General features: G+C 63.3%; 10 protein-coding genes. 7 read left to right on the top strand and 3 right to left on the bottom strand.

Features of this window, described 5'->3' with window-relative positions; translation table 11 throughout:
• Positions 1 to 93: 93 nt before the first annotated feature.
• From KEM63_RS02855 to KEM63_RS02875, 5 genes are all read left to right on the top strand, one after another.
• Positions 94 to 2,766, top strand: coding sequence for a winged helix-turn-helix domain-containing protein (locus tag KEM63_RS02855; RefSeq protein WP_223654706.1), 2,673 nt, complete (start codon positions 94 to 96; stop codon positions 2,764 to 2,766).
• Between the two features lie 46 nt (positions 2,767 to 2,812).
• The gene (locus KEM63_RS02860; protein ID WP_223654707.1) at positions 2,813 to 4,066 is read left to right on the top strand and encodes a dicarboxylate/amino acid:cation symporter; all 1,254 of its coding nucleotides are present in this window, start codon (positions 2,813 to 2,815) and stop codon (positions 4,064 to 4,066) included.
• An 82-nt stretch (positions 4,067 to 4,148) separates the two neighbouring features.
• The gene (locus tag KEM63_RS02865; RefSeq protein WP_223654708.1) at positions 4,149 to 5,222 is read left to right on the top strand and encodes a zinc-binding metallopeptidase family protein; all 1,074 of its coding nucleotides are present in this window, start codon (positions 4,149 to 4,151) and stop codon (positions 5,220 to 5,222) included.
• A 57-nt stretch (positions 5,223 to 5,279) separates the two neighbouring features.
• Entirely contained in the window at positions 5,280 to 5,924 is a 645-nt protein-coding gene (locus KEM63_RS02870) for an MBL fold metallo-hydrolase (protein WP_223654709.1), read from the top strand.
• A gap of 92 nt (positions 5,925 to 6,016) precedes the next feature.
• Positions 6,017 to 6,673 (top strand): YiaD family glycine zipper/OmpA-like lipoprotein, encoded by a 657-nt coding sequence (locus tag KEM63_RS02875; protein WP_223654710.1) that lies wholly within the window; start codon positions 6,017 to 6,019, stop codon positions 6,671 to 6,673.
• A 27-nt stretch (positions 6,674 to 6,700) separates the two neighbouring features.
• Here KEM63_RS02875 and KEM63_RS02880 read toward each other — a convergent pair whose 3' ends face one another.
• Genes KEM63_RS02880 through KEM63_RS02890 form a run of 3 tightly spaced genes read right to left on the bottom strand, consistent with a single transcriptional unit; the run spans position 6,701 to position 11,009 of the window.
• Positions 6,701 to 7,609, bottom strand: coding sequence for an acyltransferase (locus KEM63_RS02880; RefSeq protein ID WP_223654711.1), 909 nt, complete (start codon positions 7,607 to 7,609; stop codon positions 6,701 to 6,703).
• 48 nt (positions 7,610 to 7,657) lie between these two features.
• Positions 7,658 to 9,796, bottom strand: a complete 2,139-nt coding sequence (pta, locus tag KEM63_RS02885; RefSeq protein ID WP_223654712.1) for a phosphate acetyltransferase — start codon at positions 9,794 to 9,796, stop codon at positions 7,658 to 7,660.
• Between the two features lie 10 nt (positions 9,797 to 9,806).
• Complete coding sequence (locus KEM63_RS02890) at positions 9,807 to 11,009, bottom strand: acetate kinase (RefSeq protein ID WP_223654713.1); 1,203 nt, start codon at positions 11,007 to 11,009, stop codon at positions 9,807 to 9,809.
• 137 nt (positions 11,010 to 11,146) lie between these two features.
• Here KEM63_RS02890 and KEM63_RS02895 point away from each other — a divergent pair, with 137 nt between their 5' ends.
• Both KEM63_RS02895 and KEM63_RS02900 read left to right on the top strand, forming a co-directional pair.
• Positions 11,147 to 11,632 carry an FKBP-type peptidyl-prolyl cis-trans isomerase gene (locus KEM63_RS02895; protein WP_223654714.1) on the top strand — a complete coding sequence of 162 codons (486 nt, stop codon included), beginning with the start codon at positions 11,147 to 11,149 and terminating at the stop codon, positions 11,630 to 11,632.
• Positions 11,633 to 11,956: 324 nt separating this feature from the next.
• Positions 11,957 to 12,544, top strand: coding sequence for a TetR/AcrR family transcriptional regulator (locus KEM63_RS02900; protein WP_223654715.1), 588 nt, complete (start codon positions 11,957 to 11,959; stop codon positions 12,542 to 12,544).
• The last annotated feature ends 19 nt before the right edge of the window (positions 12,545 to 12,563 follow it).

Below are 12,563 nucleotides of genomic sequence, written 5' to 3' on the forward strand. Positions count from 1 at the left end.
GAACCGCGCCGCAGTGGATAAACTGCCGGCATGGCCTCCCCGATCCCGCTTCATCCGGGCAAAAGCTTCCGCCCACCGCTTCCGGCGGACCATTTGCCTCGCCCGCAGCTTGTCCAGCTTCTGCGCGATTCCGCCCGACGCAGACTGATCCTCGTTACCGCTCCGGCAGGTTTCGGCAAGAGCACGCTCGCCGCCGAGTACTGTGAGCAGTTGCCTGAGACGTGGAAATCCGTGTGGCTTGCCCTGGATCATCGCGATGCCAGCGCCAGCCAGTTCCTGCGCACGCTGATCTGCGGGTTGCAGAGCCTGTTTCCCAGGCTCGGCGAACAACAACTGACATGGCTGGAACAGGCGCATAGTCAGCAGCTGATCGACCTTGAAGCACTTACCCAGGCACTGCTTGCCTCGCTGGACGCACGCTGCCAGGCTGCTGGTCGCCATATGCCGGATCGGGTAGTGCTAGTGCTCGACGACTACCATCTGGTTCAGGGAGCGCAGTGCGACCGCCTGTGTGCGCTGCTACTCGAGCGTCTACCGGAGCACTTTCAACTGATGCTGACCAGCCGGCAGCGGCCGGACTGGCACCTGGCGCGCCTGAGGCTGGGCAATCAGGTGTTCGAACTCGGCGAGGAGCATCTGCGGCTGTCCAACGAGGCCGCTGCGGACTTCCTTCGGTGTGCCGGCATTACCGAGCCTGATCCGGAATGGGCCAGGCACATTCTGCAGCGCAATGAGGGCTGGTTCGCCGGGCTGCGCCTGATGGCCATCGCCGCGGAGCAGTCCGCCGGCGTGTTCCGGCCGTTCACCCTGCCCAAGGCGCCAGGCCCGCTGATCAATGACTATCTGCTCGAAGAGGTGGTGCTGCGACAGCCGCCGGAGGTGCAGGCGTTCCTGCACGATGCGGCCTGGCTCGAGCGCTTTTGTGCGCCCTTGTGCGACAGCGTTCGAGACAGCGCCGACAGTGCGCAGATCATCGAGCATCTGGTCCGTCACCGCGTGTTTCTGGTGCCGCTCGATGCCCAGGGCCACTGGTACCGGTTTCACCATCTTTTCTCCGAAGTGCTGCGCAACCGCGTTGCCGCAGCGGAGGCCGGACGATCTCTGCGTATTCACCGGCGGGCCTGCCAGTGGTTCGCCGGGCAGGGCTTGATCACCGAGGCCATCGAACACGCGCTGGCCGCTGAACGACCGGACGAGGCGGCGAGTCTGGTTCAGGCGTTGCCACTCGATCAGCTGCTGGCCGAGCAGCCGGTAGCCCAGCTGCTGCGCTGGAAGGCTGAGTTGCCGATCATGCTGCAGGCGAGCAGCGAGCGCCTGGTTCTGGTGCATGCCTGGACGCTCGCGCTCGCCTGGCAACTGGAAGATGCCGAGCACATGCTCGAGCGTCTAGGTGGTTTTCTGCCGCAGCCCGATGCACACCGCCAGCGGGACCTGTTCGCTCTGGCACTGACGCTCAAGGGGTATCTTGCGCGGCAGTCGGGGCAGCTGGCGCTTGCGAAGCAATGCCTGCATGAAGCGCTGACTTCGCTCGACGAGGCCGCGCCCGGCAGCCGGCTGATCGCGCTCCTGACGCTCGCCGAGATCAGTCTGGTGGAACAGCGCATGGACGATGCGCGGCAGTGGGTGCGTGATGCGGTAACCCAGGCGCAGCGAACCGGTAACCCGCTATTCGAGGCGCAGGCGCAGCTTATGCGCGCGCGCGTGCAGCAGGCACGCGGGTTGGTGGATCGGGCGCGCCGGACGGTCCACGGGCAGCGCAGCCTGTTGAACGCCGAGGAGTATCCCGACGGACTCTGCGTCCGTGCCCGGCTTGCCATGTACGAAGGCTATCTGGTGGGATTGCAGGGCGACCTGCCGCACGCGGTGGCCCTGCTCGACGCGGGTATCGGTGAGGCTCGCCGCTGTCGTGATGTGCAGGCGCTGCTGGGCTACTGCATCAAGGCCAGCCTGCTGGGGCGGCGACGCGAAACGTTGGGCGATGGCTTCGACACCCTGACCGAGGCCGAACGTTTGATGCACATGTGGGATGTCCCGCCTGTGCTGCACCTGGGCTGGCTGACGGCGCTCAAATGCGATCTGTGGATGAGTAACGGTCGGCGCGAGCTGGCAGACCAGTGGCTCCCGCGACTCCTGCAGACCTATTGCGGTGATGATTCGGCAGCGCCGCCGCCGTTTCATCATGCGCTGGCGGCGTACATCGAGCTGGTCCACGCCCGCTTGCTGTGGTTGCGCGGTGATCAGGCCGCCTGCGAGCGCACGCTGCGTGGGCTGCTGGTGAGGTTGCAGCGCGCCGGGGAAGGTCTGCAGGTGGTGATCGTCCAGGTACATCTGAGCCGGCTGCTGTTTCATGTCGGACGCGTGAGCGAGGCAAGTGCCGCCCTGCGGGCCGCCCTGAGCATTGCCGCGCCGCAGCAGATCGTCGACCCGTTCCTGCTTCTGGTACGCCAGAGCCCGCCTGATCTGGCCGTCGCGCTGGCGGAGGCGCCGACCAGTCCTGTCCGTGACCAGCTGCTGGCAATGCTGCCCTCCCTGCCGGGACCCACCGGGCAGGCCCATGCCGCGACCTTGCGCGAGCCGCTGAGCAGCCGTGAGCTCGATGTGCTGCGATGCATCGCACAGGGCTATTCCAATCAGCAGATCAGCGAAGCGTTGTTCATTTCGCTGCATACGGTGAAAAGCCACGCGCGGCGGATCAACAACAAGCTGGGTGTGGCCCGGCGCACCCAGGCGGTGGCGCAAGCCAAGGCATTGGGTCTGCTCGGCTAGCAAAATGCGCTAATCTGCGCGGGTGATGCAAACAAGGAGCCCGTGCATGCCCAGTCTCAATCAACAGATTCTCATCGCCGCCTGCCTGGGCCTGCTAATCGGCTGGCTGGTCGGCGCGATGCCGGAGGAGGCCACTGCACGCAGCTCGGTGCTGTATGCCAGCACGCTGGTGGGCAGCGTGTTCATCGGGCTGCTGAAGATGATTCTGGTGCCGTTGATCTTCACCTCGATCGTCGTCGGCGTAGCCAACCTGCAGGCCCATCATCAGGTTCATCGCGTGTGGATTACCACCCTGGTCTATTTCGTTGCCACGCTGTCGCTGGCGATGCTGGTGGCGCTGATCGCAGCGAACATCTTCAAGCCCGGAGCGGGACTGTCGTTGACGCTGTTCGAGGATGCGATGACGTCGTTCGAGGCCCGGCAGCTGACGCTACCGGAGTTCTTTCAGCACTTTTTCGCCAATCTGTTCCAGAATCCCTTCACCGCCTTCGCTAACAACAGCATCCTCTCAATCGTGGTGTTCGCCATCGTCCTCGGCATCGCACTGGTGGCCGGTGGGGCGCGCTACGGCAATATTCTTGCGGTGTTGCAGGAGTTTCTCGAACTGCTCATGCGCATCGTCGGCTGGATCATGCGATTGGCACCGCTGGGCATTCTTGCACTGCTTATCCGCATGGTGGCCGAGCAGGACGTCAGTCTCCTCACCGCGGTGCTGGGCTTCATCGTGCTGGTATTCGCCACCACGCTGTTCCATGGCATCGTCGTGCTTCCCGGGATTCTCTGGGTCGTCGCGCGCAAGTCGCCGCTATGGTTCTGGCGTGGTTCGCGCGAAGCGATCATCACCGCCTTCGCCACCAGCTCCAGCGCCGCGACCCTGCCCATCTCCATGCGTTGCGCGCAGGACAATCTCCAGGTACGGCCAGGCGTCGCCGGCTTCGTGCTGCCGCTTGGAGCGACCATGAACATGGACGGCACCGCCTTGTATGAGGCGGCTGCCGCGTTGTTCGTCGCCAATCTGATGGGGATCGAACTGAGTTTCGCTCAGCAGATGGTGGTGTTCTTCACCGCGATGGTCGCGTCGACCGGTGCACCAGGGATCCCCAGCGCCGGGATGGTCACCATGGTCATGGTGCTGCAGGCGGTGGGGCTGCCGGCCGAGGCGATCGCCATCCTTCTGCCGATCGACCGGTTGCTCGACACGGTGAGGACCGCCGTGAACGTCGAAGGCGACATCGTCGGCAGCGTCGTCGTGCATACCCTGATCGACGAATCCGAGGTGGCGGTCGCCACCCGCGCCTAGCGGAACCCGCCTTCGGCTGGAACGGTCGGAACGGGAAACGCATCTACCCGAACCGGCGTGTTCAGCCTGCGACGGAGGCGATATGGCGAATCAGGAAAACTGGGCATTACTCGAAGAACTGCTGCTGGCCAGAGGTCCTGGCGGGCAGGAAGAAGAGGTGGTCGCACTCTGCCGGCGCGAACTGGAGCCGGTCTGCGATGCGGTCTGGAGCGATCAGGCAGGCAACCTGATCGGCCGGCTGGAGGGGCGCGATCCGGATGCACCGGCCATTCGCGTCATGGCGCACCTCGATGAAATAGCCATGGTCATAAAGCGCATCGACGAGGACGGCGGGCTTCGAGTTTTCGCCCTGGGCGGCGCGTTTCCGGCGAATTTCGGGATGTGTCCGGTCGATGTCATGGGCAATCGGGAAATCGTTCCGGGCGTGCTGTCCTTCGGCACCATGCACGGTACCTCCGCCACGCCCCAGTCCCAGCATGTGCTGAGCGGCGATGTCGGCTGGAACGATGTGCATGTCATTACCCGGCGGACCAAGGCGGAGCTGGGCGAGCTGGGTATTCGCGCAGGTACCCGGGTAGTGCTCAGTCAGCACTGGCGAAAACCGTTTCGTGTTCACGATGCGGTCGCGGCGCATTTCCTCGATGACCGGGCGCCGATCCTCGCCGCGCTGTGTGCCGCGCGGTCGCTGCGTTCACGCCGAGAGGAGCTGGGCGGCGACGTCTATTTCGTGTTTACCAGCAGCGAGGAGGAGACCAATGCCGGTGCTCAGTATGCCGCGCGCACGCTGCCTGGTGAGGTGTGCATTGCAATCGAGGTAGGTCCGGTTGCGCAGGAGTATGACACTCATCTGAGCAACGACCCGATCGTGCTGACCGGGGATCAGAAGGGGTATTACAGCAGGTTGGTCTCCGACGCCCTGCTGCTCACCGCCGCCGACTGCGGCTACTGCCCGCAGCCGGCGCTGATGCCCGGCTTTGCGTCGGACGCAAGCGCGGTTCTGGTCTCCGGGGCGTCTGCCCAGGCAGGCTGCCTGGCAATACCGACCGAAAACACCCACGGATACGAAATGATCACCGAGGGCGCCATCGAGGCGTGCGCCGAGACACTGGTGGCGTATCTGATCATGCCGGCGCGCAGCCTGTCCGGGGTTGATTAAGCGTTGGCGTGGGGCCATGCTTTCGGCTGACCCGCCAACCTCTTCCATCGGATACCCATGACCGCAGTCAGCACTTCATTGATTCGTGAAACCTTCCCGGTCGGCCCGCTGGGCTGCAACTGCACCATTGTCGGCGACCCGCTGACGAAGAAAGCCATCGTGATCGATCCGGGTGGCGATCATCAGCTGATTCTGGATCGTCTGGATGCACTGGGGCTCAAGGTGGTGAGCATTATCCATACGCACGCCCACCTGGATCATTTTCTCGCCTCCGGCGAGATGAAGAAGGCCACCGGAGCGACACTGCATCTGCACAAGGACGATCAGTTTCTCTGGGACAATCTCGAGATGCAGTGCCGCCTGTTCGGTGTGCCGTATACGCCCGTACCGGCACCGGATCAGTGGCTGCAGGACGACGAAGAGCTCGCCTGCGGATGCGGGGTCGCGCTGCACACGCCCGGCCATACGCCCGGCTCGATGAGCTTCTGGTTTCCGCAGGACCGCCTGTTGATTGCCGGCGACACCCTCTTTCGGCGCGGCATAGGCCGTACCGACCTATGGGGTGGCGACTATCAGCAGATCGAGCGCTCGATTCGCCAGCGCCTGTATACGCTTGATGAGCAGGCGGTGGTGGTGACCGGTCACGGGCCGGATACGGTGCTGGGCGAAGAAATCCGCGAGAATCCGTTCATCCGCGCCTGAGTATTCGTCCGATTTGTGCTCTGAGACGCTACCGAAGCTGCGTTAATCAGGTAATCTTCGGCCATGCCGCACCCATGAAAGGAACGTACTAGATGAAAATTCAAGGTTTGATCGTCGCCGGCCTGTGCTCGGCTCTGCTCGCTGGCTGCACCACCAACCCGTATACCGGGCAACAGCAGGCAGGCAAGTCATCCATCTACGGCCTGGGCGGCGCTGCTGCCGGTGCCATTGTCGGGGCTGCCACCTCCAGCAAGAAGGATCGCGGCAAGGGCGCGCTGATCGGGGCCACCGTAGGCGGCGCAGCCGGAGCGGGCTATGGGTACTACGTCGATCAGCAGGAAGCTCGCCTGCGTCAGGAGCTCTCCGGTTCCGGCGTGCAGGTGGTCCGTAATGGCAACGACATCCAGCTGGTCATGCCGGGCAACATCACGTTCGCCAGCAACTCGGCAGATATCGCCAGCAGCTTCTACCCGACGCTGAATTCGCTGGTGAAGGTGTTCAAGGAATTCGACCGCAACGGCGTGGACATCGTCGGCCACACCGACAGCACCGGCTCGCTCGAGCTGAACATGCGCCTGTCGCAGCAACGTGCTACCAGCGTGGCTTCCTATCTCACCGGGCAGGGCGTATCCGGCGCGCGCATCAGCAGCCGTGGCGTGGGTCCCAGCCAGCCGATCGCCTCCAACGACACCCAGGAAGGCCGGTCACGCAACCGCCGTGTCGAGATCAACCTGCGGCCGATGCAGTAAGGCGCGCCGCGTTCGCCACGTCGGGCTTCAGGTCCGACGTGGCGGATGCTCCCGGTGCAGCCGTTCGAGCTGTGCATCCTTTTCTTCCCACAGGCCGTTGATCCACGCCTGGAACTCGCTGCGAAACGCCTCGTCGTTCTGGTAATCCTTGCCCAGGAACTGCGCCGGTATCGGCTTCAGTTGGCAGCGCATGACCACCTTGCGAACCTTCCCGCTGAGCAGATCCCAGAAGGTAGGATTGCCATCCGGGTAATGGATGGTGATGTCCACCAGCGATCGCAGCTGTGTGCCCATTGCGTCGAGTACGAAAGCCACGCCGCCCGATTTGGGCTTGAGCAGGTAGCGGAAGGGGGACTGCTGCTGATCGTGCTTGGCCTGGGTGAAACGAGTGCCTTCCAGGAAATTGAACACCGCGACCGGTGTCGTCTTGAACTTCTCGCACGCGCGTCGTGTAGCGGCAACGTCCTGGCCAGCCTTTTCCGGATGCCGGTCCAGATACGCTTTGGTGTAGCGTTTCATGAACGGAAAATCGAGCGCCCACCAGCAGATGCCGATGACCGGAACCCAGATCAGCTCCTGTTTGAGAAAGAACTTCAACATGGGCATGCGCCGGTTGAGGTTGTGTTGCAGTGCAAGAATATCGACCCAGCTCTGGTGGTTGCTGATGACCAGATACCAGCCATCGTATTCCAGCTGATCGCGTCCGGTGACGTCCCATTCGGTGCGTCCGGCCAGCTTCATCCAGCCGCTGTTGCAGAGAATCCAGAATTCTGCGATGCGTATCAGCAGAACCGTGCAGCCCTTCTGCAGCGGGCGCCAGGGCAGCAGCTTGATCAAGGCCAGTGGCAGCAGCACGCTGAAGCAGAGCAGGGTGTTGAGCATCAATAATAAGGCAGACAGGCTCCCGCGAATCGCGGCGGGGAGAAAGCTCAGCATGGGCGAACACTCGTTCACAGGGCCCCGGAGGCAGGGCCTGGGGCGGTTTTATTTGGAATTGTCGGCCTGGATTGCCGTCAGCGCGATGGTGTACACGATATCGTCGACCAGTGCGCCGCGCGACAGATCGTTCACCGGCTTGCGCAGGCCCTGCAGCATCGGACCGACACTGACCACGTTGGCGCTGCGCTGCACTGCCTTGTACGTCGTGTTGCCAGTATTGAGGTCAGGGAACACGAACACAGTGGCCTTGCCGGCCACCGGGCTGTCTGGTGCCTTTTGCAGGCCCACGCTGGCGATGGCGGCGGCATCATACTGGAGCGGCCCGTCGATCAACAATCCCGGCTCGCGCTCCCGCGCGATGCGAGTGGCCTCGCGCACCTTCTCCACGTCCGCGCCAGTGCCGGACTCCATGGTTGAATAGCTGATCATCGCCACGCGCGCAGGGATACCGAAGGATTCCGCCGAGCGCGCACTCTGGATGGCAATTTCGGCAAGCTCTTCGGCATTGGGGTCGGGGTTGACCGCGCAGTCGCCGTAAACGAGCACCTGATCCGGTAGCAGCATGAAGAAGATCGAGGACACCAGGTTGTAGCCGGGCGCCGTCTTGATCAGCTGGAAAGCCGGCCGAATGGTATTCGCCGTGGTGTGTACCGCGCCGGAAACCAGACCATGTACCTCGTCGAGCGCCAGCATCATGGTGCCGAGCACGACGTTGTCCTCGAGTTGTTGCAGCGCCATCGGCGCGTTCAGTCCGCGGCCCTGACGCAGCGTCACCATGGGTTCGACGTAGCGTTGCCGAACGACCTCCGGGTCAAGAATCCGCAGCCCCTCGGGCAGGCTGATGTGCTGGGCACGGGCGACCGCCTCGACAGCTTCGGGTTTGGCCAGCAGCACGCAATCGGCGATGCCCCGGCGCTGGCAGATCGCCGCCGCCTGGATCGTGCGCGGCTCGTCGCCCTCGGGTAGCACGATGCATTTTCTGGCCTTCTGCGCCCGGCGCACCAGCTCATAGCGAAACGCCGGTGGGGACATGCGTAGTTCGCGTGGCTTGCCGCAACGCTCCTGCAGCCAGGCATGGTCAATATGTGATGCGGCGTAGTCGGTGACCATCTCGGCGCGCTCGATGTCATCCACCGGAATCTCACGATTCATGCGGTCAAGCTGGGTAGCGGTGTTGAAACTGTTGGTGTTGACGGTCATGACCGGCAGACCGCTTTCCAGCGCCGGCTTGCATAGCCGCATGACGCGACTGTCAGGACTGATGCCTCCGGTGAGCAGCACCCCGGCCAGCGGCGTGCCCGCCAGCGAAGCGAGACTGCTGGCGATGAACACGTCGTCGCGATCGCCCGGCGTGACGATCAGCGTTCCCGGCCTGAGCCGCTCGATGATGTTCGGCACGGTACGCGCGCACAGTGAAATGTCAGCCACCCGCCGTGTGCGGATTTCACCTTCATTGAGAATGTGTGCGCCCAGCAGTTCGGCAACGTCGCCGGTGCGCGGGGCGTTGAGTTCGTCCTTCCAGGGAATGCAGCCGATCAGGCGGAAATCTTCGGTATCGAGCACCTTCGACTGTTGTTTCAGCGCCTGCGCATACTCCTTGAGCGTCCGTTTGAGCTTGCCCAGTTCGGTAGGCAAGCCCTGATTTTCCTCGATTCCCTCAACCTTGTTGACGATGGCCCCTAGCACCTTTGGGTCCCGCGGCCCGCCGAACGTCTGGGCATGTATTTCGATCCGGTTGGCCAGGGCCGCGATGTCGGCATCGTTGGGGTCGGGGGCAGTCACCAGGATCACGTCCGCGTCCAGGCTCTTGGCCAGGTGATTGTTGATCCGCGCCGCATAGCTGGCCTGCCGGGTGGGTACCATGCCTTCTACCACCACCACATCGGCGCCTTCGGCGGCCTGCTGGTAGCGGCTGATGATATCTTCGAGCACCTCGTTGAGCTCGCCTCGTGCGAGGCGCTGCTCGACCTCGCTCAGGCCCAGCGGCTCTGGCGGGGTGAGGCCCAGCGTCCGGGCGATGAGCTCGCTGGAACGCTCGGGCCCCTTGTCACCGGCGTGCGGCTGGGCGATGGGCTTGAGAAAGTGCACGCGCAGACCGGTCCGCTCCAGGGCACGAATCAGGCCAAGGCTGATGGACGTCAGACCTACGCCGAATCCGGTGGGGGCGATGAAGAAAGTATGCATAAAGCTCCCGTTAGCTCTGAGTACGCAGGCGGTCGATCAGTCCGAGGCTTTCATCGGCAATCTGGCGCTCTTCGTCGGTAGGAATGACCAGAATTGCCGGCGAGCCGCTGCGGTGCACGGATCCGGCCTGGCCGCGGGGTAACCGGCTATTGGCGTCCGGGTCCAGGTGCAGTCCGAGGATGGCCAGATGGCGGAGTGTCAGGGCGCGAACCAGCGCGGAGTTTTCGCCAATGCCGCCGGTGAAGATCAGCCCGTCCAGCCGCGGTAGCGCAACGGCGAGCCCTGCCAGCGACCGCGCCAGCCGGTAGCAGAATACCTCGATCGCCAGTTGCGCTCCGTGGTGTCCATCCTCACGCGCCTGCTCGAGCTGGCGCATGTCGTTGGACAAACCGGACAGGCCGAGCAGGCCGCTTTCACGGTTGAGCAATTGTTCGATACGCGGCAGATCCCAGCCCAGTGTGCGGGCGAGATGGGCATGCAGATTCGGGTCGACGTCACCACTACGGGTGCCCATCACCAGGCCCTCCAGCGGCGTCAGGCCCATGCTGGTGTCCATGCTTTTGCCATCGAGTACCGCGCAGCTCGAGCAGCCGTTGCCCAGATGGGCGCTCAGCCAGGCGCCGTGTCCCGGCTGGCGACCGGTAAGCAGACTGGCCTGATTGGTCACGTACTGGTGGCTGGTGCCATGAAAGCCGTAGCGCCTTACCCCGTGCACGGCGTACAGCTCGTCCGGCAGCGCGTAGCGGTAGGCATGCGCAGGCATGCTCTGGTGGAACGCGGTATCGAATATCGCGACCTGCGGCACCTCGGCGAGCAGCTTCATGGCCGCGCGTATGCCGGTCAGGTTGGCCGGATTGTGCAGCGGCGCGAGCGGGGCGCTGGCGTCGATTGCAGCAATGACTTCGTCATCGATCAGCCGCGCGCCGGTGAAATGTTCACCGCCATGGACCACCCGGTGACCAACTGCCGCCAACGGCTGCCGGGTATGCCCTTCGATCAACGGGAGTAATTGGGCCAGCGCCTGGGCGTGGTCCGCATCGCCCAGTGGCTGATCCTGTCTGACGTCGTCGAATCGCCACTGGAGAGAGGCCTGTGGCGTGCCGAGCCGCTCGGCCAGCCCGCTGAGGAGCGGTTGGCTGGTGCCTTCTTCGCGCACCGCGAACTTGATCGAAGAGCTACCGCAGTTGATGACCAGTACCAGTCGACTCGACATGAATTTCCCGTTGTTTGATCTATATTGCTTATTGTCCTCGTGAGGAGGCGCCGAGTTCCCCCAGGGGACGATCCGTGCGTTCATCGCGCATTCGGCGTAGACTCACCGGTTTTTCACGACATTACAGGTGCCAGATTATGCAAGTTGCCGCCAACAAGGCCGTATCCATCGACTATACGCTGACCAACGACGCCGGCGAAGTTATCGACTCCTCTGCCGGTGGTGCGCCGCTGGTTTACCTGCATGGCGCGGGCAACATCATTCCGGGTCTGGAGCAGGCGCTGGAAGGCAAGCAGGAAGGCGATGCGCTGAAAGTGTCCGTCGAGCCCGAGAATGCCTACGGCGAATTCAGCCCCGAGCTGGTCGCGGTATTGGGTCGAAACATGTTTGAAGGTGTCGACGAACTGGAAGTCGGCATGCAGTTTCATGCTTCCGGTCCCGATGGCGGCATGCAGATCGTCACCATCACCGCGCTCGAAGGTGATGAAGTCACCGTCGACGGCAATCACCCGCTAGCCGGGCAGCGCCTGAACTTCGACGTCAAGGTGGTCGACGTGCGCGAGGCCAGCGCCGATGAGCTGGCTCATGGTCATATCCATGGTGAAGGCGGCGTCGACCACTAAGCCGCGAAGCCGACAGCTGCGAGCTACACGCCGCCAGCTGCAAGCAACAGGTAAAGGCCGAGCCCACGCTCGGCTTTTACGTGTAACCCCTTCATCACCCTTCGCTCTAACTTTCCAGCCTCCAGCCTCCAGCCTCCAGCCTCCAGCCTCCAGCCTCCAGCCTCCAGCCTCCAGCCTCCAGCCTCCAGCCTCCAACCTCTTGCTTGCTGCTCGCTGCTTGCCGCTTGAAGCTGACAGCTACCCCTCTAATCCCTAATCATCACTGCAATGAATGTGTGCGCGAGAGTCTATCTGCAGAAGATGACCAGTCGTATAGTGCCCGCCATGAACACGATCCAGGATAAACGCGCGCGCATTCTTGCGGCTGGCACCGAGGCCATGTTGCTCAAGGGGTACAACGGTACCGGGGTGCAGGAGATCACCCAGGGGGCAGGTGTGCCCAAGGGGTCGTTCTATCACTATTTCGAGAGCAAGGAAGACTTCGCCATCCAGGCGCTGCACTTCTATTACACTCCTCGGCTGGAGCGTTTCGCTCAGGCGTTGAGTGCGCCGGACGCCGGGCCCCGCGAGCGGATCCTGCGTTTCTATCGAGATCTTGTGGGCTACTTTGCCAACCAGCAAGAGCCCACGCACCAGTGCTTCATCGGCAGCCTCTGTCACGAGAAGGCCGATGAAAGCCAGCCTATTGGCTATGCAGCCAGTGCCATCCTCCAGCGGTCCAGCGCTGTACTCGCCGAATGCCTGTCTGCTGCGCAGCAGCGGGGCGAGATCGCTGGCGATCAGGATCCGATGGAGCTGGCCACGTTTATCGGCGCTGCCTGGGAGGGTGCCTTGTTACGCATGAAGGTCGATCGCCAGGTCGGCCCGCTGCGCACCTTCATCACGCAACTCGAGCGCCTGTTGCAACCTTGAACACAGACCGAGACGACCG

Source organism: Halopseudomonas nanhaiensis (assembly GCF_020025155.1).
Classification (GTDB): domain Bacteria; phylum Pseudomonadota; class Gammaproteobacteria; order Pseudomonadales; family Pseudomonadaceae; genus Halopseudomonas; species Halopseudomonas nanhaiensis.